This is a genomic window from Alphaproteobacteria bacterium (genome assembly GCA_030740435.1).
GTDB lineage: Bacteria > Pseudomonadota > Alphaproteobacteria > UBA2966 > UBA2966.
Map to the genome: position 1 here is coordinate 1 of JASLXG010000228.1, position 21,631 is coordinate 21,631.

General features: G+C 66.6%; 21 protein-coding genes. 8 read left to right on the forward strand and 13 right to left on the reverse strand.

All coding sequences use genetic code 11. The annotated features are described in order from the left end of the window. On the reverse strand, positions 1 to 1,725 hold a 1,725-nt coding region (gene glmS, locus QGG75_21290; protein MDP6069762.1), incomplete at its 3' end, for a glutamine--fructose-6-phosphate transaminase (isomerizing). 3 nt (positions 1,726 to 1,728) lie between these two features. Next, the gene (gene glmU / locus QGG75_21295; protein ID MDP6069763.1) at positions 1,729 to 3,060 is read right to left on the reverse strand and encodes a bifunctional UDP-N-acetylglucosamine diphosphorylase/glucosamine-1-phosphate N-acetyltransferase GlmU; all 1,332 of its coding nucleotides are present in this window, start codon (positions 3,058 to 3,060) and stop codon (positions 1,729 to 1,731) included. 192 nt (positions 3,061 to 3,252) lie between these two features. Between glmU and gph the strand changes: the two genes are divergently transcribed. Continuing rightward, positions 3,253 to 3,921 (forward strand): phosphoglycolate phosphatase, encoded by a 669-nt coding sequence (gene gph / locus QGG75_21300; GenBank protein MDP6069764.1) that lies wholly within the window; start codon positions 3,253 to 3,255, stop codon positions 3,919 to 3,921. Further along, positions 3,918 to 5,213, forward strand: a complete 1,296-nt coding sequence (gene larA / locus QGG75_21305) for a nickel-dependent lactate racemase (GenBank protein ID MDP6069765.1) — start codon at positions 3,918 to 3,920, stop codon at positions 5,211 to 5,213. Before gph ends, larA begins: the two co-directional genes overlap by 4 nt. A gap of 94 nt (positions 5,214 to 5,307) precedes the next feature. Here the strand turns inward: larA and larB are convergent, their stop codons facing one another. The 3 genes from larB to QGG75_21320 are packed head-to-tail and all read right to left on the reverse strand — an operon-like array spanning position 5,308 to position 7,989. Next, a complete protein-coding gene (gene larB, locus QGG75_21310) occupies positions 5,308 to 5,985 on the reverse strand; it encodes a nickel pincer cofactor biosynthesis protein LarB (GenBank protein ID MDP6069766.1) in 678 nt (225 codons plus the stop codon). Continuing rightward, complete coding sequence (locus QGG75_21315; protein ID MDP6069767.1) at positions 5,982 to 6,788, reverse strand: adenine nucleotide alpha hydrolase; 807 nt, start codon at positions 6,786 to 6,788, stop codon at positions 5,982 to 5,984. The genes larB and QGG75_21315 overlap by 4 nt, the downstream gene beginning before the upstream one ends. Continuing rightward, positions 6,772 to 7,989 carry a LarC family nickel insertion protein gene (locus QGG75_21320; protein ID MDP6069768.1) on the reverse strand — a complete coding sequence of 406 codons (1,218 nt, stop codon included), beginning with the start codon at positions 7,987 to 7,989 and terminating at the stop codon, positions 6,772 to 6,774. Before QGG75_21320 ends, QGG75_21315 begins: the two co-directional genes overlap by 17 nt. An 80-nt stretch (positions 7,990 to 8,069) precedes the next feature. Here QGG75_21320 and QGG75_21325 point away from each other — a divergent pair, with 80 nt between their 5' ends. Then, positions 8,070 to 9,419: an amidase gene (locus QGG75_21325; GenBank protein MDP6069769.1), complete on the forward strand. Its 1,350-nt coding sequence runs from the start codon at positions 8,070 to 8,072 to the stop codon at positions 9,417 to 9,419. A gap of 3 nt (positions 9,420 to 9,422) precedes the next feature. Here the strand turns inward: QGG75_21325 and QGG75_21330 are convergent, their stop codons facing one another. Continuing rightward, on the reverse strand, positions 9,423 to 11,021 hold the full coding sequence (locus QGG75_21330; protein ID MDP6069770.1) for an aromatic amino acid ammonia-lyase: 1,599 nt from the start codon (positions 11,019 to 11,021) through the stop codon (positions 9,423 to 9,425). Positions 11,022 to 11,212: 191 nt separating this feature from the next. Here QGG75_21330 and QGG75_21335 point away from each other — a divergent pair, with 191 nt between their 5' ends. The 4 genes from QGG75_21335 to QGG75_21350 all read left to right on the forward strand — a co-directional run bounded on the left by QGG75_21335 (position 11,213) and on the right by QGG75_21350 (position 14,607). Next, positions 11,213 to 11,695 (forward strand): Lrp/AsnC family transcriptional regulator, encoded by a 483-nt coding sequence (locus tag QGG75_21335; GenBank protein MDP6069771.1) that lies wholly within the window; start codon positions 11,213 to 11,215, stop codon positions 11,693 to 11,695. A 72-nt stretch (positions 11,696 to 11,767) separates the two neighbouring features. Continuing rightward, positions 11,768 to 12,415, forward strand: coding sequence for a corrinoid protein (locus tag QGG75_21340; protein ID MDP6069772.1), 648 nt, complete (start codon positions 11,768 to 11,770; stop codon positions 12,413 to 12,415). Then, complete coding sequence (locus tag QGG75_21345; GenBank protein ID MDP6069773.1) at positions 12,412 to 13,605, forward strand: uroporphyrinogen decarboxylase family protein; 1,194 nt, start codon at positions 12,412 to 12,414, stop codon at positions 13,603 to 13,605. Before QGG75_21340 ends, QGG75_21345 begins: the two co-directional genes overlap by 4 nt. A 120-nt stretch (positions 13,606 to 13,725) precedes the next feature. Then, a complete protein-coding gene (locus tag QGG75_21350) occupies positions 13,726 to 14,607 on the forward strand; it encodes a DMT family transporter (GenBank protein ID MDP6069774.1) in 882 nt (293 codons plus the stop codon). A 60-nt stretch (positions 14,608 to 14,667) separates the two neighbouring features. Here QGG75_21350 and QGG75_21355 read toward each other — a convergent pair whose 3' ends face one another. The 7 genes from QGG75_21355 to QGG75_21385 form a co-directional block, all read right to left on the reverse strand. Continuing rightward, the gene (locus QGG75_21355; GenBank protein MDP6069775.1) at positions 14,668 to 15,396 is read right to left on the reverse strand and encodes a YiiX/YebB-like N1pC/P60 family cysteine hydrolase; all 729 of its coding nucleotides are present in this window, start codon (positions 15,394 to 15,396) and stop codon (positions 14,668 to 14,670) included. A gap of 23 nt (positions 15,397 to 15,419) precedes the next feature. After that, positions 15,420 to 15,950, reverse strand: a complete 531-nt coding sequence (locus tag QGG75_21360; GenBank protein ID MDP6069776.1) for a 2-oxoacid:acceptor oxidoreductase family protein — start codon at positions 15,948 to 15,950, stop codon at positions 15,420 to 15,422. A 168-nt stretch (positions 15,951 to 16,118) separates the two neighbouring features. Further along, entirely contained in the window at positions 16,119 to 16,955 is an 837-nt protein-coding gene (locus tag QGG75_21365) for a thiamine pyrophosphate-dependent enzyme (protein MDP6069777.1), read from the reverse strand. Then, positions 16,952 to 18,085, reverse strand: coding sequence for a 2-oxoacid:acceptor oxidoreductase subunit alpha (locus QGG75_21370; GenBank protein ID MDP6069778.1), 1,134 nt, complete (start codon positions 18,083 to 18,085; stop codon positions 16,952 to 16,954). The genes QGG75_21365 and QGG75_21370 overlap by 4 nt, the downstream gene beginning before the upstream one ends. Beyond that, complete coding sequence (locus tag QGG75_21375; GenBank protein ID MDP6069779.1) at positions 18,085 to 19,011, reverse strand: 2-oxoacid:acceptor oxidoreductase family protein; 927 nt, start codon at positions 19,009 to 19,011, stop codon at positions 18,085 to 18,087. Before QGG75_21375 ends, QGG75_21370 begins: the two co-directional genes overlap by 1 nt. Before the next feature lie 7 nt (positions 19,012 to 19,018). Next, positions 19,019 to 20,830 (reverse strand): indolepyruvate ferredoxin oxidoreductase subunit alpha, encoded by a 1,812-nt coding sequence (iorA, locus tag QGG75_21380; protein ID MDP6069780.1) that lies wholly within the window; start codon positions 20,828 to 20,830, stop codon positions 19,019 to 19,021. Positions 20,831 to 20,874: 44 nt separating this feature from the next. After that, entirely contained in the window at positions 20,875 to 21,060 is a 186-nt protein-coding gene (locus QGG75_21385; protein ID MDP6069781.1) for a hypothetical protein, read from the reverse strand. 36 nt (positions 21,061 to 21,096) lie between these two features. Between QGG75_21385 and QGG75_21390 the strand changes: the two genes are divergently transcribed. After that, on the forward strand, positions 21,097 to 21,615 hold the full coding sequence (locus QGG75_21390; protein ID MDP6069782.1) for a putative molybdenum carrier protein: 519 nt from the start codon (positions 21,097 to 21,099) through the stop codon (positions 21,613 to 21,615). The last annotated feature ends 16 nt before the right edge of the window (positions 21,616 to 21,631 follow it).

Below are 21,631 nucleotides of genomic sequence, written 5' to 3' on the forward strand. Positions count from 1 at the left end.
GTAGAGGATGGGGGCCACGAAGGCATCGACGGCGGGCAGCTCGACGGTGTGCTTGGCACGTTCGCCCAGCGCCGCGATGCCGGCGGCGTCGCTGAGGAAAACGACGTGGGCGCCTCGCGCGATAACCTCTTCCATGTTCGAGGCGGTCTTCTCAAACAACGGGTCCGAGGGCGCCATGACGACCACCGGTACGGATTCGTCGATCAGTGCGATGGGGCCGTGCTTGAGCTCGCCGGCGGCGAAGCCTTCGGCGTGGATATAGGAGATTTCCTTGAGCTTGAGGGCGCCCTCCAGGGCTATCGGATAGGAGGGGCCGCGGCCGATATAGAGGATATCGCGGGCCTCGGCCAGCTCATGAGCCAGCGCCTGCAGCGCTTCGTCGTGGTAGAGCACCTCGGCGGCCCGGGCCGGCACCTCGGCGATGGCCTTTGAAAGCTCCTCCTCGCGGGCGTGATCGATGCTGCCACGGGCAGAGGCCGCGGCGATGGCCAGGCAAGCGAGGGTGACAAGCTGGCAGGTAAAGGCCTTGGTCGAGGCGACGCCGATCTCGGGCCCGGCGTGGGTAGGCAGCACCAGGTCCGATTCGCGCGCCATGGTGCTCTCGCCGACGTTGACGATGCTGGCCACGTGCTGGCCCTGTTGGCGGGCATACCTGAGCGCCGCCAAAGTGTCGGCGGTTTCGCCCGACTGCGAGATGAAAAGTGCCAGGCCGCCCGCCGGCATGGCCGCCGCGCGGTAGCGGAATTCCGAGGCGATGTCGATCTCGACGCCGAGGCCGGCGACCTGCTCGAACCAGTACTTGGCCACCATGGCGGCATAGAACGAGGTGCCGCAGGCGACGATGGTGACTTTGGGCAGCTCGGCAAAATCGAAGGGCAGCACCGGCAACTGGATCGAGCGGCTGGCCGGATTGAAGTAGGCGTTGAGGGTGTCGCCGATCACCGTCGGCTGCTCGTAGATCTCCTTGAGCATGAAGTGGCGGTGGTTGCCCTTGCCCACGGTGGCGCCGCTTAGCGCCGTGGTCTTGACCTCGCGCTCGACCGGTCGGCCGTCGGTCCCGCGCACCTCGGCGCCACCACGGTCGATAACCACCCAGTCGCCTTCTTCCAGATAGGTGATGCGGTCGGAAAGCCCGGCCAGGGCGAGCGCATCGGAACCGAGGAACATTTCGCCCTCGCCCCAACCCACCACCAGCGGGCTGCCCAGCCGGGCGCCGATCATCAGATCGTGCTCGCCGGCGAAGATGATGGCCAGGGCGAAGGCGCCGTGCAGGCGTTTCAGGGCCTCGTGTGTCGCCGCCACCGGCTCGAGCCCGCGATCCAGATGCGCCGTGATGAGCTGCACCACGGCCTCGGTATCGGTGTCGGTGACGAAGTCGTAGCCATCGGCCGCCAGTTCCTGGCGCAGCTCGCGGTAGTTCTCGATGATGCCGTTGTGCACCATCGCCACCCGTGCCGTGGCGTGGGGATGGGCGTTCTTCTCGTTGGGCACGCCGTGGGTGGCCCAGCGCGTGTGGCCGATGCCGATGGTGCCGGCCAGAGGCCGGTCGTCCAGCAGCGCACCCAGGTTGCCAAGCTTGCCCTCGGCGCGGCGGCGCTCGATCGAGCCGTTGACGAGCGTAGCGACGCCGGCCGAATCGTAGCCCCGGTATTCCAGCCTTCTCAGGCCGGCCAGCAATATGGGCGCGGCTTCGGCCTTACCGATGACACCTAGGATGCCACACATGCGCTAGTCGCCCCTCTTTCTCGCCCGGAAACGGCTGGCCCAGCCGGCAAGCTCCTTTTGCGGTGCTCGCGTGACGGCCAGCGCCTCGGCGTCCACGTCCTTGGTGATGGTGCTGCCGGCCCCGACGATGGCGCCGTCGCCGATCTTGACGGGTGCCACCAGGGCCGAATTCGAGCCGATGAAGGCGCCGGCGCCGATGTCGGTGAAGGATTTGTCGAAGCCATCGTAATTGCAGGTGATGGTGCCAGCGCCGACGTTGGCGCCTGGGCCCACCCGGGCGTCGCCGACGTAGGTCAGATGGTTGACCTTGGCGCCGGCTTCGATGCTGGCCTTCTTGATTTCGACGAAGTTGCCGACCCGGGCGCCGGGACCGACGTCCGTTTCGGGCCTGAGCCGGGCGAAGGGGCCGATGGTCGCTCCGGCCGCCACGCGGGCGCCCTCGATATGACTGAAGGCTTTGATGGTGACGCCGTCGCCGATCTCGGTGCCGGGGCCGAAGAAGACCTGGGGCTCGACCACCACGTCGCGGCCGAGACGTGTATCGAAGCTGAAAAAGACGCTGTCGGGATCATAGAGCGTGGCGCCTTGGGCCATGGCGGCGGCTCTCAGGCGGCGCTGTATCACTGCTTCCGCGAGCGCCAGTTCGGCCCGCGAGTTGACGCCCAGCACTTCCTCGGGATCACCTTCCAAAAAAGTGCAATCCAAGCCCAGGCTGCGGGCCACGGCGACGATGTCGGTGAGGTAGTATTCCTGTTTGGCGTTCTGCTTGCCGACACCGTCCAGGAGTTCGAACAAGCGCCTCCCATCGACCGCCACGACGCCCGAATTGCACAGCTGCAACGCCCGCGTGGCTTGGTCGGCGTCGCGCCATTCGACGATTGCTTCGAGGCCGCCCTCAGCCATCGTGACCAGGCGGCCGTACTGGTTCTCGCCTTGGGGCCGGAAGCCCAACACGGCAACCGCTGCCTCGCCCCGGGCAGCCACCAGGGCGGCCAGTGTCTCACTTCGGAAAAGCGGTGAATCGCCAAAGATCACCAACACGTCGCCGGCAAAGTCCGTCAGTGCTTCATGCGCCTGCAGCACGGCGTGGCCGGTGCCGAGTTGGGGATCCTGGATCACCACCTGGGCCGGGGCCACGGCCTCGGCCACGTCCTCCATTCCGGGGCCCACCACGGCCACCATGCGCGCAGGACCCAGTTCCGCCAGGGTGGCCATGACGTGGCCGATCAGCGGCCGGCCGGCCAGCGGATGCAGGACCTTGGGCAGGTCCGATTCCATCCGCGTTCCCTTGCCCGCTGCGAGAACGATAACGGCGAGGTTGCTGTCCGTTGCCATGCTTTCGCGATCTCCGGGTGCGCCGGCCGGGTTTCCGCCGCCACGCGGCTCCGCCGCCGCGCGGCCTTTTCGGTTGGCTGCGGTCGGCGGGGCGTCTAAAACAACCCGGGACGGCAGCCGGGCGGACCATGCCACAAAGCCCGGGGAGGCGCCAAGTAACTAATTCTTACGAATTTTTTCACTGGATCCCGAATGTCGAACCCGGCCATCATCTTCGATCTCGACGGCACCCTGGCGGAAACCGCCGGCGACCTTTCCGACGCCGTCAACCACGCCCTGGAGATCATCGGCCGGCCGGCCCTGGCCATGCGCGAACTCAGGGACTTTATCGGCGGCGGCCTCAGGCAAATGATCGTGCGTGGCCTGGAGCGCACCGGCGGTGCACCTTCCGAGGCCCGCACCGACGAACTCCTGGAACAGGCCTTTACTTTCTACGCCGCCAATCTCTGTCGCCGCAGCGAAGCCTTCCCCGGGGTGCCGGAAGTGCTCGGCGGTTTGCGCCAGGCCGGACATGCCCTGGCGGTCTGTACCAACAAATCGATGCGCTTCACCACGCCGCTCCTGGCCGATCTCGGGCTCGACGGTTTCTTCAGCGTCGTCATGGGCGGTGACAGCCTGGCCGTGCGCAAGCCCGATCCCGGCCACCTGCTGGCCGTCGTCGCGGCGCTCGGCGGGGTGCCGGAGAACGCCATCATGGTGGGCGACAGCCTGACCGACGTAAGAACGGCAAAAGCCGCCGGCATTCCCGTGGTGGCGGTGAGCTTCGGCTACAGCGAGGTGCCGCCGGCCGAGCTGGGTGCCGATGCCCTGATCGATCATTTTCACGAATTGCCGGCGGCCATCGCCGGGCTTGGGCGATGATCGTCGACCTGGCATTCGGCGAATCGACGCTGGCAGTCAGACTGCCGGAGGGCTGCCGGGCCACGGTGTTGCGCAAACGGCCGCTGGCGGTACTGCCCGATCCGGCCGCCGCTCTCGCGAGGGCCCTCGATCGGCCCCTCGGTGCGGCTCCCTTGGACGAACTGGCGCGGGGCTGCAAATCCGCCTGCATTCTCATTTGCGACATCACCCGGCCGGTGCCCAACGGCCTCTTCCTGGGCCCCATGATCCGGCGCCTGCTGGCCCAGGGTCTGGCCGCCGAGGCCATTACCGTGCTGGTGGCGACGGGCCTCCATCGCCCCAACGAGGGCGCCGAGCTCGAGGAACTGGTCGGCGACCCCTGGGTCCTGGAGACGGTCGAGGTGGCCAACCATTTCGCGCGCAACGACGCCGACCACGTCGACCTGGGTCGTACGGCCAAGCGGGGCACGCCGATTCGTCTTGACCGGCGTTTCGTCGAGGCCGATCTGCGTATCGCCACGGGACTGGTGGAGCCCCATTTCATGGCCGGCTATTCCGGCGGGCGCAAGGTGGTGGCGCCCGGCATCGCCCACGAGGAGACCATTCGCACCTTCCACTCGGCCCGTTTCATGGAAGACCCGGCCGCCATCCAGTGCAACCTCGAGGGCAACCCGCTGCACCAGGAACAGCTCGAAATCATCGACCTGCTGGCACCGGTTTATGCCCTCAACACGGTGCTCGACGAGGAACGAAATCTGGTCTACGTCAATTTCGGCGATATCGTCGAGAGCCACCTGGCGGCCGTCGACTTCGTGCGAAGCGCTACCGAAGTGGCGGTGGGGCGACGCTTTGCCACCATCCTCACCTCGGCCGCCGGCTATCCCCTGGACAAGACCTACTACCAGACCGTCAAGGGCATGGTGACGCCCTTGGACATCCTCGAGCCCGGCGGCACCATCATCATCGCCTCGGAATGTTCGGAGGGTTTCGGCTCGGTCGAATTCGCGGCGGCCCAGCGGCGCCTGGTCGAACAGGGCCCCGAGGCCTTTCTCGAGGGCCTGCTGGCCAAGCGCCTGGCCGACGTCGACGAATGGCAGACCGAGATGCAGCTCAAGGCCATGCGCCTGGGCGAGGTCAAGTTCTTCACGCCTGGTCTGACGGCGGACGAGCTGCTGCTGACGGGAGTGGAGACGGTGGATTCGCTCGAGGCCGCCGTGGCCCAAGCCATGGCACGCAGCGGCGACCCCGCTGTGGCCGTGATTCCCGAAGGCCCCTACGTGGTGCCGTTCTTCCGACCCGACGGCACTGCATGAACAGAGAGAAAAACACCCCCTCCCCACAGGGCGGAAGCTTGGGGGAGGGCAGGGTGGGGGTGTTTGGTTTCGCCTTCGGCGAGGGCCGGGCGACCTATTTTGCGGCCACCATGCGGGCCGCCGTCAGCGCCCTGATGGCGGCGCAGGCGGCGCCGTAGCCGTTGTCGATGTTGCAGACCATAACGCCCGGCGCGCAACTGGCCAGCGAGGCCGCGAAGGCGGTTTCGCCGTTCAGCGCCACGCCGTAGCCGGTCGAGGTGGGTACCGCGATCAACAGCCCCGGCACCAGGCCGCCCAGCACCGTCGGCATGGCGGCATCCATGCCGGCCAGCGCAATCACCACGGGGTGGCGCTTGATCTCGTCGACGCGGTCCATCAGGCGCCAGATACCGGCCACGCCGACGTCGAAGATGGCGGTCGAGCCCAGGCCGTGGAATTCCAGCGTGCGGATGGCCTCGCGGGCCGGGCCGGCGTCCGAGGTGCCGGCCGTGACCACGGCGACCTGGGCCGGCGCCAGAGGCCGCAAAGGCCGCATGAAGAAGGCGGTCTCGGAGACCGGGTCGTAGTCGAGCCGGCGCTGCTGTTCCGGGGCCAGTTCGGCGGCCTTCTCGGCGCCGAGACGGGTGAGCAGCAAGGTCTCGCCGCCGGCCCGGGCCTGGTCGAGAATTTCGCCGATCTGGGCCGGCGACTTCTGGGCACAGAGCACGGCCTCACTGATGCCCAGGCGCTGGTGGCGCTGGAAATCGAGTTTGACTTCGGCGCTTTCCATCATTCGGCCGCCTGGCGGTCGCCGACGAAGGCGCTGCCGCGCTGGTAGGTGGTGAGGCGAAGGGTACGCTCGGCCGGCAAGCGGAAGCGTTGGCGGAGCCTCTCTATCAGACCCTGCCGGTCGGCCAGAGCAGCGAAGGCCTGGCCATCGAGCTCTATGACCAGGCCCTCGGCACGCACCCGGCAGCGTACCGTTCGCGGCTCGATGGTCCGGCGCAGCCAGCTTTCCACGCCGTCGACCAGCTCGAGGTCCGGGGCCGTGATGGGGATGCCGGTCTCGATGCGGCTGGCCAGACAGGGCGAGGCCGGCAGGGCGGCAAGCTCGGGCAGGCCCAGGCGCCGCGCCAGGGCGCGCACCGCTTTCTTGTCGAAGCCGGCTTCGACGTAGGGGTGGCGCACGGCGTTCTCGACGGCCGCCCGCAGGCCGGGGCGAAAATCGCCGAGATCGTCGCAATTGGTGCCGCTCAGCACCACGCCGGGCGTCATGGTGGCCAGCGTGCGGTAGAGATTGGTCTTGCAGAAATAGCAGCGGTCGAGGGGATTGGCGCGGTAGCGTTCGTCGCCGAACTCGCCGGCATCGACCAATTCGAGGCGCCAGCCCTCGGCTTGGGCCTGGGTCTTCACGCGCTCCGTGGCGGCAACGGGAACGGCCGGCGATACTGCGTGAACCATGCTTGCCCGGGCCCCGATGGTGCGCCGGGCGAAGCTCGAAAGCGTCATCGAATCGACGCCGCCCGAGACGGCGACGGTGGCCTCGCCGCAACCCTCCAGGATCCCTGCCAGTCTCTGTTCAAGCCGCTCCGTCACTCTCGTTTCCTTCCCCTTCCCGCAAGGCCTTGGCCTCGGCCTCGCGCCGCGCCGCGCGCCGGGTCTGGGCGCCGTCGATGGCGGCCAGGTCGTCCATCTCGGCCTTGGCCGTGGTGCCCCTGCGCCGCCGGGCCAGCTTGACGCCGACGCCACCCACCCGGCTGCTTCGGCGGGCGAGTGTACACCGGGCCTGGGCCTCGCGGCGAACGCCCAATGTCGTGGTCTCGTCGAGGATCTCGGCGATCACCCGCTCGGCCGCCTCGGGCCGAGCCAGTATCTGGAGCGCCGTGGCCACGCGGCCCTTCTTGGCGAACACCGGCCACTGGCAGACGTCTATGACGCCTGCGTTCTTGCGCAGGTGGTCGAGCGCCACGGCCAGGTCCTCGGGGCTCTGGTCGTCGATTTCGCAGCGCAGCACCTCGACTTGGTCGGTGTTCAGGGTGCCGATTTCGGCTCCCGGAGCGTCGGCGTAGAGGCTGGCGCGCAGGATGTTGCTGCGGCTGGCAAAGGTGCGGCTGCCGAAACCCGTGCCGGCGCCCACAAGGCGCCTGACTTGGCTGTCGGTTTCCTGCGAGGCCTGCAGGAATCGCAGGACTGCGGCACCGGTGGGCGTCACCCGTTCGCCCTCCTCGCCATCGTCGACGAGCAAAAAACCCTTGAGCAGCTCGAGCGTCGCCGGGGCCGGCAGCGGCAGCACGCCGTGTGCCGTCTTGACTTGGCCGCGCCCCCTGGGTAGCGGTCCCAGCGACCAGCGGCAGGGGCCGATGGCGGCGATGAGGGCGGCGGCGCAAACCACGTCGACGATGGAATCGATGGCGCCGACCTCGTGGAACTCCACCTCGTCGACGGCGATGGCGTGGACCGCCGCCTCGGCCTCGGCCAGGGCCTGGAAGATGCCCAGCGCCACCCGGCGCACCTCGCCCCGCAGCGCCTTTTCGAGGCGGCCGCGGAGCTGCCGCCAGGACGTGTGGGCGTGGCCGCCGCCGGCGTCGCTGACCACGAATCGGCTGCCGCCCAGGGTGCCGTCTCTGTGGGGAATCAAGGAGGCCACGACAGTGGCCGGCAACTCCAGCGCCGCCAACGCCGCCTGGCACTGGGGCCAGAGCTCGGGGCGAACGTCGAGGAGCGCCGCCACGAACATGTCACCGGCAACGCCGCCGACGGCGTCGAGGTGGATAGCGGATATGTCTGCCTGCTTCATTTCGGCCCTATCGCCCGATGATGCTGCTTGATTGTACAATTACTGGTCTGGATTTCTCATACGCCAAGGGTGGTACCGGCATGCCCAAGCTCAGTCAACTCGCCGCCGACCTGGCGGCCGGCCAAAGTTCCAGCCGCCAGTTGGTGGAGCAGAGCCTGGCCCGCATCAGTGATTCCGACGGCCAGGGTGCCCGCACCTTCATCACCGTCAACGCCGAGGCGGCCCTGGCGGCGGCGGCGGCCATGGACCAGTTGCGCGCCAACGGCCAGGCGCCGTCGCCGCTGGCCGGCATTCCGGTTTCGGCCAAGGATCTCTTCGACGTTGCCGGCCAGGTCACTCGGGCCGGATCGAAGGTGCTGGCGCAGCAGCCGCCGGCCACGGCCGATGCCCCCGTCATCGCGCGCCTCAAGGCGGCCGGCCTGATCATCATCGGGCGCACCAACATGACCGAGTTCGCCTATTCCGCCATCGGCCTCAACCCCCACTTCGGCACCCCGGCCAACCCCTTCGATCGCGAGGTCGGGCGTATCCCCGGCGGCTCCTCGTCGGGCGCCGCGGTCTCGGTGACGGACGGCATGGCGGTGGCGGCGCTGGGCACCGACACCGGCGGCTCGTGTCGCATACCGGCGGCGCTGTCGGGCGTCGTGGGCTACAAGCCGACGGCCAACCGGGTGTCGTTGAACGGCGTGGCACCGCTTTCGCCCTCGCTCGATTCGGTGGGACCGCTGGCCGCCAGCGTCGAGTGCTGCGCCATTTTGGACACCATCCTTTCCGGCGACAGGCGGCCACCGCCGTCGGCCTTTGCGCTCAATGGCCTGCGCCTCGCAGTGCCCCAGACCCTGGTCCTCGACGATCTCGACGAGGCTGTGGCCAAGGCCTTCGAAGCGGCGCTGTTGCGGCTCTCGGCGGCCGGCGCCACGATCAACGGCATCGCCTTCGAGCAGCTTGCCGAGCTGCCCGAGATCAACGCCCGTGGCGGTCTGGTGGCGGTCGAGGCCTATGCCTGGCACCGGCGTCATCTGGAACGGGCGGCGGACGCCTACGATCCCTACGTGCGCTCCCGTATCCTGAAGGGGCGCGACCAGTTGGCCGCCGACTACATCGAACTCAAGGGCGTTCGCACGGACTTCATCCGCCGCGCCGGCCAGCTCTTCCAGTCCTGCGATGCCCTGGTCATGCCGACGGTGCCGATCATTGCGCCGACCTTGGCCGAGGTGGAATCGGAGGAGAGCTTCGGCCGGACCAACCTGCTCTTGCTGCGCAATCCCTCGGTGTTCAATTTCCTCGATGGCTGTGCCATTTCGCTGCCCTGCCACCAGCCCGGCGAGGCACCGGTCGGCCTCACCGTGGCCGGCTGGCACGGCACCGACCGGCGGCTGTTTTCCATCGCCCGCGCCGTCGAGGCGGCGCTGGGCTCGACTAGCGAGTAATCTTCACCACTCGTAGCCCTCGATATCCTCGGGCAGGGCCTCGAGGATGCGGCCTTGGCGAAGCTGGGCCGCCACGGCCTCGATGTAGTCCGTGGTGGGCGTATCGAAATCCAGATACGGCACCTCCTCGCGGACGATCTGGTGCAGCCGGCGGGTGGCGGAACTCAGGGTCTCGGTGCCGCGGATATCGGCCGCCTGGCAGGCCGAGATCAATTCAAAGGCGAGGATGCAGTAGGCGTTGTCGAGGATGTCGCGGGTGCGCCGTGCCGCCACCAGCCCGAACGACACGTGGTCCTGGAAATCCGCCGTCGAGGTCAGCGACTGGATCGACATGGGATGGCACATCTGGCGGATCTCGGCGGTCAGCGAGGTGGCCATGAACTGCCCGCCCATCAGGCCAAGGCGTAATCCGGGATCCTCGCGGCAGAGGAAGGGCGGCAGGTCGCCGTTGTGGTCGGGATCCAGCAGCCGGTCGTTGCGCCGATCCGAGAGGTTGCACATGGTGACCAGGACGATGGCCAGCTGGTCCATGGCGTTGGCGATGTACTGGCCGTGGAAGTTGGCGTTGTGCACCGCGTCGCCCTCCTCGACGACGATCAGGGGATTGTCGTTCGAGGAATTGAGCTCGGTCTCGACGGTGGCCTCGACAAACAGCGTTGTGTCGACCACCGGACCCAGCACCTGCGGCGTGGCGCGGATCGAATAGGCGTCCTCGATCTGCTCGTCCAGCCCCCGGGGCTCGTCCCGGGCCATCTTGTGCAGCCATTGCTCGACCTCATGGTCTTGCACGATCATGTCGCTGTCGGCCAGCGTGCGATAGATGGCATCGGCCACCAGCACCTGGCCGCGGTGCGGCTTCTGGCGATGGGCCGCGGGATGGAAAGGCATGATCTTGGCCTTTAGGACCTCCAGGCTGAGGCAGGACACCAGCGTGTAGGACTTGATCAGGCGCTTCGCGTCGGTGGTCAGGCAGGCCGCCATGCCGGCCATGCACGATGTGCCGTTGATCAGCGCCAGGCCTTCCTTGTAGTCGAGTTCCATGGGCTCGATGCCGGCGCGCTGCAGGGCCTCGGCCCCGGGCATGATCTCGCCCTCGTACTTGGCCCGCCACTGCCCCGTGCCGACCAGTGCGATGCAGGCCAGCGGGCCGAGGTCGCCGCTGGTGCCCAGCGAGCCCTTCTCGGGAATGCAGGGCAGGATGCCGGCGTTGTACATGGCGACGTATTTGTCGAAGTTGGCCGTGGATAACGCCGAGTTACCGCGCCCCAGCGAATTGATGCGCGCCAGCATGGCGGCGCGCACGTAGTCGTCGTCGAGGTCCGGCCCGACGTTGGATTGCACGGCCCGCAGGATGTTGTTTTGCACCGTGCTGGCCCGGGCCGCCGGGACCAGCCAATTGACGAAGCCGCCGACGGAGGTGGTGACGCCGTAGATGATGCGTCCCGAGGCCACGAACTCGTCGAGCAGTTTTCGCGAGGCGGCAACGCGGCCGCGGATTTCGTCGCTGATCTCCAGGGCCAGCCCGGGGTTGCGGGCAGCAAAGGCGGTGGCCTCGACGCTCAGGCTTTCGCCGTCGGGGATGATGCAGTTGGGTTGAAGCATGGTGGTGCCTTCCGTCCGTCTGGCAGGAGCCGAAACATTCCGAGGCGGGACCGGCTGTCGAATTCGTTCAGTATTATGCCGCAGTTGTCAGGGAGGAATTGCGCAAATAACAGGGCGGCACTCTCGATATTTGCGGAAAACTTGCGAATGGACATATGATCATGCGTGATGTCCGCAACAGGATTTGCACAATGATCAATCTCGATGAATTCGATCGCCAGATCCTCAGCGCCCTGCAGCAGGACGGTCGCTTGACCAGCCAGCAATTGGCCGAAGCGACGGCGCTGTCGGCCTCGCAGTGCGGCCGCCGCCGCCAGCGCCTCGAGGAACTGGGCGTCATCAAGGCCTACCGGGCCAACCTCTCGTACCGCAAGGTCGGCATCGGCATCATGGCTTTCGTCGATGTCACGCTGACCAGCCATAGTCAGGAGGACATTTCATCGTTCATTCGGCTGATCGAGGTGAACAGGAACATTCTCGAGGCCACCAAACTGACCGGCGGCGTGGATTTCCTGCTCAAGGTCGTGGCCCGGGATTTGGACCAGTTCAATGACCTGATCAGCAACGTGCTGCTGCCCCACCCCGCGGTGGCCCGCGTGCAATCGCATATCGTACTGGAATGGCTCAAGGAAGGCGGCGAGCTGCCGATCGTGGAAAGCGATGACGGCGGCTAAAGGCGTTTGCCTGGAGGGTGGTTTGTCTGGCTAAATGGGCGGTGGGGGAGGCATAGGGCGGAGGGCACAAGCATGGCGGAGATTTACGAACAAATCGGCGAAGCCGTTGAGAACGGCGATGCCGAGGCGGTGGCCAGCCTGGTGGGCGAGGCCATGCAGGGTGGCCGGCAGGCCCTGGAGATCCTGGAGAAAGGCCTGGTGCCGGGCATTCAGGTGATGGGCAAGTTCTTTCAGGAAGGCACCGTCTATTTGCCCGACATTCTGGTTGCCTGCCGCGCCATGAACAGTGGCGTGGCGCTGTTGCAGCCGGAACTGGGCAAGATCAACATGCCCCACAAGGGCACGGTGGTGATCGGCACCATCGAGGGCGACATGCACGACATCGGCAAGAACCTGGTGAAATTGATGCTGGAGAGCAACGGCTTCGAGGTCGAGGATCTGGGCACCGACGTGCTGCCCCAGGACTTCGTCACCGCCGTGCGCGAGTGCAACGCCGACATCCTGGCCATCTCGTCGCTGCTCACCACCACCATGGTGGGGGTCTCGGATGTCGTCGCGGCGCTGGACGCGGCCGGTCTTCGGGACAAGGTCAAGATCATCATCGGCGGCGCTCCGGTGACCTCGCAGTTCGCCGACAAGGCCGGGGCCGACGGCTTCGGCGAGGATTTCGTGGCGGCCGTCGACGTCTCGGAGAAGTGGATGCAGGAGGTGGCCCGATGAACGATGCAGCCCCAGCCATGCCCAACCGCGAGCGCTTCAAGGCCATCTGCCGGGGCGAGCGTGATGGCGACGTCTCGCTGATCGACTGGTTCCACCGCTCCTGGCTCGAGACCATCGACAACTGGATCGACGAAGGCGCGCCACCCGAGATCAGAAACCAGGACGCCTACAACGAATATTTCGGGCTCGACCACCTGCACGGCCTGCAGGAGATCATCTCCGAGCACAACCGGGCCGACTTGAAGGAGCTCGACACCCAAAGCCTGCTCTCGGTCCACGTCACGCCGCCCATCATGCCGGTCTTCCCAATCGAGATCATCAGCGAGGACGAGCGCCACCGCGTCGAGACCACCTATGGCGGCGTCACCGTCGAGGTCAACAAGCAGCACCCCTGGCGCATGCCCAAGTACGTCGACCGCCCGGTCAAGGACTGGGCCACCTGGAAGGAATACAAAAAGCGCCTCGATCCGGAGACGCCGGAACGCTACCCGGCCGACTGGCAGGCTTACGTCGAGCGCATGAACGCCACCGACGCGCCCACCATGCTGCTGCTGGAGGGCTATTTCGGGCCCTTGCGCGAATGGACCGGCCTGGAGGAGCTGATCTACCTCTTTTACGACGCGCCCGATCTGGTCGAGGACATGATGGACCAGGTGCTGCATCTCAGCCTGGTCATGGCCAAGCGCGTGCTCAAGGATCTGCGCATCGATTGCGTGCGTTTCTGGGAGGACATGGCGTATCGTTCCGGCCCGCTGATCTCGCCCGAGATGTTCAAGAAGTTCATGACACCGCGCTACCAGGTCATCACCGACTACCTGCGCGGCGAGGGCATCGAGATCCTGCATGTCGACAGCGACGGCGACGCTACGGAACTGATCCCGCTGTGGCTCGAGGTGGGCGTCAATTTCCCCTGGCCGCTGGAAGTGGCGGCCGGCATGGACGCCATCGCACTGCGCAAGGAATACGGCCGCGACTTGGTCCTCAGCGGCAACATCGACAAGCGCGTCTTCCTCGAGGGCAAGGAGGCCATCCGCCACGAGGTCATGTCCAAGGTGCCGCACCTGCTGGAAACCGGCGCCTACTTCCCCTGCCTCGACCACGCCGTGCCGCCCGACGTCAAGCTCGACGATTTTCGCTACTACGTCAATTTGCTGCGCGACATCGGCGGCCAGGACCCGCTGCCGGAGTAGGGGGGCTACCCAAGTTCCGAAGTTCCGGACTTGCGTCAATTAAGTATGGTGTCCCGGACCCGTGTCCCCGGACCCTGCTGGCTTACCCCTAAAGATCCTCATCAAAGTTGATAATTTTTTATGCCGCTTCCCCAGAACAATCTTGCCGTCCTCTATTTGCTGGCGGCGACCGGGCTGATTGCCATCGTTGACACCACCTGCAAGTTTTATACGGATGAACTGCATGCGGTGATGCTCGTGTGGGGTTATTTCGTCGGCATCACGGTAATTGTCGCCGGTTACTTCGGCGGCCGTAGAGAGTTTGCTTTGTTGCAAAGCGGCCGGCCAATAATGCAGCTCGTGCGCCCTGGTTTCCTGGTCCTGTCGATCACCAGCTTGTTTGTCAGCCTGACCTATTTGCCGATTGCCGAAGCCACAGCTATCGGCTTCACCGGGCCGTTGTTCATTGTGGCGTTGTCCGTTCCGTTTCTGGGCGAACGCGTAGGCTGGCATCGTTGGCTCGCCGTTGTCGTCGGCTTGGCCGGTGTGCTGTTGATTGTCCACCCTGGCGGCGCAGTCTGGCACTGGTCAGCGGGCGTGGCGTTATTTGGCGCGGTTTGCTTTGCCGTCTTTCAACTCATCACACGTCACTTTGCGGGCAAGGAACGGCACGAGACCACACTGCTTTACACGAGCATCGGCGGAACTGCCTGGGCCAGCCTGATTGTGCCGTTTTTCTGGACCGCGCCAACAGTTAGCCAATGGCTGATGTTCTTGGTAATCGGCGCGATGGGGGCTGGCGCCCATTTTTGTATGATTCAGGCGTTTTCGAAGGCGCAGGCATCTTTTCTGGCACCCTTCAATTACAGCAAAATGATCTGGGTAATGATCTTGGGTTACTTGGTGTTTGGTGAATTCCCTGATCTGGATACCTTGATCGGCGCCGCCGTCATCGCGGCGGCTGGTCTTTACGTGGTCTATCGCGAAAGTCTCCAGGGTTCCGGGGACACCATATCCAATTGACGGAAGTAGAGGGGGCACCATTAGGCCCCATTCATGCTGGATATCGCCGGATCGGATCCCCTAATCCTCCTCCGCCCCACTATCCCCCCAGGTCAGGCTGCGGTAATCGAAGCCCGTCTCCAGCGTCGGTTTGACGACCTGGAAGTAGGGCGAGAGGTCGAAATCTCGCGGCACGAACAGGCTGTGGTGACGCAGGTGCAGGACCTCGTGCTCGCGGCGCGGCAGGATGGGGTAGTGCACCGACTGGAAGGCTTGGGCGATCAGGGTCGAGCAGATGGCGCGGCTGGGATCGCCGCTCCCTAGCGCCAAGAGGCCGCGCCGCCAGCGCACCGGCACCGGCGGTTTGGGTAGTAGGTAACGCGCCAGATCGATGACGTTGCGCAGGTCGTAGGCGGTGCCGAGCCCGGCCACCAACGCCTCCACCACGGCGCGGCGGTCGGAATCGCTTAAGCCCACGGCGCGGCAGATGCGCGTGTTGTGCCCTTTGTATTTGGCCAACGGCACGGCCACCACGCCCTCGGAGAGGTTGGCCTCGATCAGGCACTGGCCGCCTTCGCACTCGGCAGCGTCGCCGACGTAGACGGCGGCGTGGCTCCAGGTCGACTGGGTCAGGTACTTGATGGCCACCGAGATGCGCTCGTTGCCCTCGACCAGCACGATGTCGCCGGGCTCGAGCACGCGGCCCAGCGTCTCGGGATCGCTGACGGCGAAGGGCACGTAGTTGCGCGCCGGCTTTTCCAGGTGGTGAACCAGCAGCCGGCCGATGGTGCGGCATAACCGGTTCCACATGGCTCGACAGCAGGCCGTAAGACTCAGGCGGCGCCGAGCTCGTAGCCGGCGTCCAGGGCGGCCAGGTTGGAATCGAGAAAACGCGCCGGGATCTCGTCGCGAATCGCCCGTTCCAGGGCCTCGCGGCCGCAGATGCCGTCGAGCGCCGCCACCACGCCCAGCCCGACGATGTTGGCGGCGCGCGGGTTGCCGAGTTCGATGGCGCGGTCGGTGAGCGGCGAGGCGTGCAGGCGGTAGTCGCCCTCGGGCGGCTGGGGCGCCAGGCGCTCGTCCAGCACCACCAGGGCGCCGGGTTTGAGTTGGGCCGCCGAGTGATCGAGTCCGACCTGGTCCAGCGCCAGCAACACGTCGATGGCGCTGAGCAGGGGATAGTCGACGTCCGAGTCGCTGACCACTACGTCGGAGTGGCAAAAGCCGCCGCGGCTGGTGGGCTCGTAGCTCTGCGACTGGGCCGCCTGCTTGCCCTCGAAGCCGACGGCGCGGAACAGCATGCGGGCACCCAGAATCAGCCCCTGGCCGCCGCTGCCGGCCAGCCTGATCTCGCGCTCAGTCATTTTCGGCCTCGGGCCGGGGTGCGTCACCCCCACCCCTCCCTCCCCCATCAAGGGGGAGGGGGAAGGAAGTGGAAGGCGGTGAAGATTGTGATGGCTGGTGATAGCTCCCGCCCCCACAAAAACGAAACTGGGGGAGGGTCGGGGTGGGGGGGATCGCCGCCATGCGCATCACTCCGTTTCCCCCGCCAGCCCCGCCGCATGCCGGCGATAGGTCTCGCCGTATTCGGGGCGCTCGAGGCGCACCAGTACGCCGGTTTCCATGCTGTTTGGCCGGAAGGGCTGGTCGGCCGTGTTGTGGTAGGCCTCGGGCCGCATGTCGGCTTTTTGGCTGAGAATCATCTCGGCCGATTCGCCGAGGTCGTTCTTGCGGCCGTAAATCTCGGTGCAGTCGGAGATGATCTCGAGGAAAGCAAAACCGGGATACTCGAGACCATCCTTGATCAGGTTCTTCAGGGCCGGCGTTTGCAGCGTCACCTCGCGGCCCACCAAGCCGGCCCCGGCGGCCCCGGCGAGCGCGCAGGCGTCGAAAGCCGGCTCGATGTTGCCGCTGGGCGTGGTGGTGGTCAGACGATCGGGCGAGGTTACCGGCGAGACCTGGCCGCCGGTCATGCCGTAGACCTCGTTATTCAGCATCAGGCAGGTGATGTCGAGGTTGCGCCTGGCGGCGTGGATCAGGTGGTTGCCGCCGATGGCCAGGCAGTCGCCGTCGCCGGTGATGACGACGAGGCGCAATTCGGGCCGGGCCAGCTTGAGGCCGGTGGCGAAGGCCAGCGGCCGGCCGTGGGTGACGTGGAAGGTGTTGGCGTCGATATAGGCGCCCACCCGGCCGGAACAGCCGATGCCGGAAACGATGGCCAGATCATTTTTGTCGATGCCCAGCTCGTGCACGGCCCACAACAGCGCCCTCAGCGCGATGCCGTGGCCGCAGCCCGGGCACATGAAGTGCGGCATCAGCTCGAGCCTGAGGTAGTCGCGGATCTCGAAAGATTGCGCTTGTTCGTTCATCTGGCCAACTCGCGTACCCGGGCGGCGATCTCGGCCGGTCCGATGGGTTCGCCGTCGATGCGGTTGAGGGGCAGCACCTGGGGCCCGGGCAGCAGGCGCTCGATCTCGATGACCAGTTGCCCGGCGTTCATCTCCGGCACCAGCACGTGGTCGGCCTGTGCCGCCACCTGGCGCAGCGCTTCCTCGGGGAAGGGCCAAATCGTGATGGGGCGGAAAAGGCCGACTTTCAAGCCTTCCTGGCGCAACTCGCGCCGTGCCCGGCGGGCCGCCCGGGCGGTGATGCCGTAGGCCACGATCAATATCTCGGCGTCGTCGCAGTCGAGCGCCTGGTAGCTCTCGATGTCGGCCCGGTGGCGCTCGAGCTTGCCCAGCAGGCGCTCCATGACCCGCGTCACCACCTCCGGTTCCTGGGTGGGAAAGCCGCTTTCGGCGTGGGTCAGGCCGGTGGTGTGGACGCGATTGCCGTCGCCCGGCCGGGCCATCGCCGGCACCCCGTCGGAGGTTTCGGCGTAGGGCTGGTAGTCGGGTGCATCGGCCTCGGCCCATTTGCGCTCGATACGCACGATATCGGCCTCGGGCGGCGTCTCGAAGGTCTCCAAGAGATGCGCCACGATCTGGTCGAAGGTGACGATCACCGGCACCCGATAGGCCTCGGAGAGATTGAAGGCGCGGATGGTCTCGTTGTAGATCTCCTTGACCGAGGCCGGTGTCAGCACGATCAGCGGGTGGTCGCCGTGGCTGCCCCAGCGGGCCTGCATGATGTCGGACTGGGCCGGCTTGGTGGGCATGCCGGTGGAGGGGCCGCCGCGCATGACGTTGACCACGACGCAGGGCACCTCGGTGGCGGCGGCAAAGCCGATGTGCTCCTGCTTGAGCGAGAAGCCCGGGCCCGAGGTTGCGGTCATGGCCTTGAGGCCGCCCATCGAGGCGCCCAGCACGGCCGCCATCGAGGCCATCTCGTCTTCCATCTGGATGAAGGTGCCGCCCACCCGGGGCAGCTCGCGCGACATGCGCTCGGCGATCTCCGAGGACGGCGTGATGGGGTAGCCGGCGAAGAAGCGGCAGCCCGCCGCCACGGCGCCCAGCGCACAGGCGTGGTTGCCGTGCAGGTGTTGCAAACCGTTACTCATCAGGCGGCGACCGGCTCGCGATGCTTCACGGCGATGGCGAAGTCGGGGCAGAGCCACTCGCAGATGCGGCAGCCGGTACAGGCCTCGGGGTCGGTGAGCCGGGCCACCTGCCGGGCATCCAGCACCAGGCAGCGTTCGGGGCAAAGTTTGACGCAGATGTCGCAGCCCTTGCACCAGGCCTCGGTGATCTCGAGTTCCACTTCCATCGGCTGGCTCGGGAGGGGCGCTGCCGGCGGCGCCGGATCGGCCGCCGGCTCGGGCTTTGCCCGCGCCTCCTCGATCCAGGTGCGGCCCTGCTCGAAGGCCTCGAGGTTGACGTCTTCGGTGCCCTTGGGCACGAACATGGCGATCACCTTGCGCCAGTCCTCGAGCGGGAAGTCGAAGGTCGTCGACAGGGTGCCGAGCAGGATGGTGTTGGCGGCGCGGCTGTTGCCGATCTCGTCGGCCATGCGGCCGGCCGCCAGGGCATAACCTTCGCCGACGCGCGCGACGATCTCGCCCGGCGTCTCCTTGGCATAACCAAGCTCGGCGCCGATGCCTCGGTTGCGGCAGGCAAAGGGCGGCACCACCTGTTGCGTGTCGGAGATGAAGACGCCGTTCTCGGGGCGGAGATAAGGCAGCCAGCGCAGGCCCTCGGCCCACTCCAGGGCCAACAGCACGTCGGCCTCGCCCAACGGAATGGTCGGCGACCAGACCTGGCCGCCATAGCGCACGTGGCTGAAAACGGAGCCGCCGCGCTTGGCCATGCCGTGGACTTCGCTCTGCTTTACCGAGTAGCCCTGCATCTGGCAGACCAGGGCCAGCACCTTGGAAATCATAATAACGCCCTGGCCGCCGACGCCGACCACCAGCACGTTGCGCGTCACCGCCGTGGCCGGATCGAGGGCGGCGGCTTGATCTTGGCTGAGGAGTTCAGGCTGGCTCATGATTGGCTCATGACACGGGCTGGATGCAGTCGCTGGGGCAGATCTGGGCGCACAGCGTGCAGCCGATGCAACTGGCGCCGTCGATGGCCACCTTGCGGTGGCCTTCATAGGTCTCGTCGATCCAGCTGATCGAGGGGCAGCCCAGGTTCATGCAGGCCTGGCAGGCGACGCAGCCGGCGGCCTCGACCGCCAGCGTCGGGCCGCGCAGCTTGACCGGGTCGAGCACGCAGGGCCGGTCGGAGATGACCACCGCGACACCCTTGTACTCGGTGGCCTCGCGCAGCGTCTGGTAGACCGCGGCGACGTCGTAGCTGTCGACCGTGCGTATCCATTCGACGCCAACGGCGCGGCAGAGAGCTTCGTACTCGATCTTGTGGGTCTCGTCGCCGCGCAGCGTGCGGCCGGTGCCAGGATGGTCCTGGCCGCCGGTCATGGCCGTGATCTGGTTGTCGAGGATCAGCACGGTGATGTCGGCCTGATTGTAGACGGCGTCGATCAGCGGCGGGATGCCGGCATGCAGGAAGGTCGAATCGCCCAGCGTCGCGACGATCGGCTTTTGCTCGCTGCCCGACTTGGCGATGCCCACGGCGTTGCCGATGCTGGCGCCCATGCAGACCGTGGATTCGATGGATTTCAGCGGCTCGACGGCGGACAGCGTGTAGCAGCCGATATCGCCCGCCACCCGGGCATCGAGCGCCCTCAGCGCCATGTAGCTGGTGGTGTGGGGGCAGCCCGGACAGAGTACCGGCGGCCTGACCAGCGGCGTCACGCCCCAGTCGTGAACCTCGGCCGGTGCTTCCATCACGCCCGCCTTGGCCAATCCGGCGCGCACGCCCTCGGGCGAAAGCTCGCCGACGCGGGGAAAGAATTCCTTGCCCTCGGCTGCGATGCCCAGTGCCCGCACCTCGGTCTCGATCACCGGCTCCAGTTCCTCGACCACGAAGACGCGGTCGACGGAGGCACAGAACTCCTCGACCACTTTGCTGGGCAGCGGGTACGAGGCCGCCAGCTTGAGCACGCTGGCCTCGGGCGCCACTTCCTTGACGTAGGGGTAGCAGGTGCCGTGGGTGATGATGCCGAAGCTGGTCTCGCCTTTTTCCCAGCGCGTGAGGTCGCTCTTTTCGAAATACTCGCGCAAACCTTCTTCGCGTTTGATCAGTTCGGGGTGGCGGATGCGGGCATAGGCCGGGATCATCACCGTTTTCTGGGAATCGTCGACCCAGCCCTTGGAGGGATGCTCGTGGCGCTCTCCCACCAGCACCGGGCTGCGGGTGTGGGAGAGCCGCGTCGTGGCGCGCACGATCACGGCGGTGTCGAACTGCTCGCTGATGTCGAAGGCCAGGCGCGTGAAGTCGAGCGCCTCCTGGGCGTCCGAGGGTTCCAGCGCCGGGATGTTGGCCAGCCGGCAAAAGATCCGGGTGTCTTGTTCATTCTGCGATGAGTGGATGCCGGGATCGTCGCAAACCGCCAGCACCAGGCCGCCGTGGACGCCGATGTAGGTCTGCGACATGATCGAATCGGCGGCCACGTTGACGCCCACGTGCTTCATGCTGGCCAGCGCCCGGACGCCCGACAGCGAGGCACCGATGGCCACGTCCATGGCCACCTTCTCGTTGGTCGACCACTGGGCGTGCAGGTCCTCGGCGTCGTAGGTCGCCAGGCTTTCCATGATCTCGGTACTGGGCGTTCCCGGATACGAGGCCGCAACCTGCACCCCGGCCTCCCAGGCGCCGCGCGCGATGGCCTCGTTGCCGGTCAGGGGCCGGGGCAGGTTAGGGCGGCGCTCAGCGTTGCTGGCAGCCTCGGGCTGTGCCTTCATCAACATCCGGCCGTGACTTTCTTGGCTGAGTTCCCACTAATCGTTTACCCGCCGCCGGATGGCCGGCGGCGGGTAAAGCTCGCGAATAATGCCGGAGCTTTCGGATTATTGCATTGATATATATCAAGCGCGATCCCAAAAGCACAAAGAATCAAAGGTTTTTTCCGTTCCGACCGCCGTGCAGCTTGATCGGGCGTTTTGCCGGCGGAAGGCTCGGCTTCGTCGACCATGGCGGGTAATCTATTTGCGCTAGATGGGGAATTACCATGGCTCGGAGGGATCTGCGACGTCAGCCCTGGCACCGGCTCGGCCTGGAGGGTCTGGTCAGCGGCGGCCAAACCGGCGTCGACCGGGCCGCCCTCGATCTGGCGCTGGCCGCCGGCATGCCCTGCGGCGGCTGGTGTCCGAGGGGGCGTTGGGCCGAGGATGGGCCGCTCGATGCGCGCTATCCGTTGCGCCAGACGCCGCTGGCCCGGGTGGTTCAGCGCACGCTTTGGAACATGCGCGACAGCGACGCCACGCTGGTGCTGGCGCGCCATCGGCCGCAGGGGGGATGGGGCGGCAGCGCCATCCTGACCAGCCAGGCCGGTGTCGCCCGGCCGCGCCTGGTGGTCGATCCCACGGCTGACCAGGGGCCGCGCCAGGCCAGCGCCTGGCTTCGCCGCCACCGGGTGCGGCTCTTGAACGTCGGTGGCCCGCGGGCCAGCGAGGACGAGGACATTTATGACCTGGCGCGCGGCTTTCTCGAAAGGCTGCTGCTGGCGCCCGCTAACGGCGATCGCTAGTCTCTCGGCTCTTTAG

What these genes read in the sequence shown, in the direction of transcription:
- QGG75_21360 (MDP6069776.1), bottom strand. Translation starts at nt 15,950, where the DNA reads ATGACTGAGCGCGAGATCAGGCTGGCCGGCAGCGGCGGCCAGGGGCTG.
- QGG75_21330 (MDP6069770.1), bottom strand. Translation starts at nt 11,021, where the DNA reads ATGCTTCAACCCAACTGCATCATCCCCGACGGCGAAAGCCTGAGCGTC.
- QGG75_21335 (MDP6069771.1), top strand. Translation starts at nt 11,213, where the DNA reads ATGATCAATCTCGATGAATTCGATCGCCAGATCCTCAGCGCCCTGCAG.
- QGG75_21320 (MDP6069768.1), bottom strand. Translation starts at nt 7,989, where the DNA reads ATGAAGCAGGCAGACATATCCGCTATCCACCTCGACGCCGTCGGCGGC.
- QGG75_21370 (MDP6069778.1), bottom strand. Translation starts at nt 18,085, where the DNA reads ATGAGTAACGGTTTGCAACACCTGCACGGCAACCACGCCTGTGCGCTG.
- QGG75_21365 (MDP6069777.1), bottom strand. Translation starts at nt 16,955, where the DNA reads ATGAACGAACAAGCGCAATCTTTCGAGATCCGCGACTACCTCAGGCTC.
- QGG75_21355 (MDP6069775.1), bottom strand. Translation starts at nt 15,396, where the DNA reads ATGTGGAACCGGTTATGCCGCACCATCGGCCGGCTGCTGGTTCACCAC.
- QGG75_21375 (MDP6069779.1), bottom strand. Translation starts at nt 19,011, where the DNA reads ATGAGCCAGCCTGAACTCCTCAGCCAAGATCAAGCCGCCGCCCTCGAT.
- larB (MDP6069766.1), bottom strand. Translation starts at nt 5,985, where the DNA reads ATGATGGAAAGCGCCGAAGTCAAACTCGATTTCCAGCGCCACCAGCGC.
- larA (MDP6069765.1), top strand. Translation starts at nt 3,918, where the DNA reads ATGATCGTCGACCTGGCATTCGGCGAATCGACGCTGGCAGTCAGACTG.
- gph (MDP6069764.1), top strand. Translation starts at nt 3,253, where the DNA reads ATGTCGAACCCGGCCATCATCTTCGATCTCGACGGCACCCTGGCGGAA.
- QGG75_21390 (MDP6069782.1), top strand. Translation starts at nt 21,097, where the DNA reads ATGGCTCGGAGGGATCTGCGACGTCAGCCCTGGCACCGGCTCGGCCTG.
- QGG75_21325 (MDP6069769.1), top strand. Translation starts at nt 8,070, where the DNA reads ATGCCCAAGCTCAGTCAACTCGCCGCCGACCTGGCGGCCGGCCAAAGT.
- QGG75_21345 (MDP6069773.1), top strand. Translation starts at nt 12,412, where the DNA reads ATGAACGATGCAGCCCCAGCCATGCCCAACCGCGAGCGCTTCAAGGCC.
- glmU (MDP6069763.1), bottom strand. Translation starts at nt 3,060, where the DNA reads ATGGCAACGGACAGCAACCTCGCCGTTATCGTTCTCGCAGCGGGCAAG.
- QGG75_21350 (MDP6069774.1), top strand. Translation starts at nt 13,726, where the DNA reads ATGCCGCTTCCCCAGAACAATCTTGCCGTCCTCTATTTGCTGGCGGCG.
- QGG75_21340 (MDP6069772.1), top strand. Translation starts at nt 11,768, where the DNA reads ATGGCGGAGATTTACGAACAAATCGGCGAAGCCGTTGAGAACGGCGAT.
- iorA (MDP6069780.1), bottom strand. Translation starts at nt 20,830, where the DNA reads ATGAAGGCACAGCCCGAGGCTGCCAGCAACGCTGAGCGCCGCCCTAAC.
- QGG75_21385 (MDP6069781.1), bottom strand. Translation starts at nt 21,060, where the DNA reads ATGGTCGACGAAGCCGAGCCTTCCGCCGGCAAAACGCCCGATCAAGCT.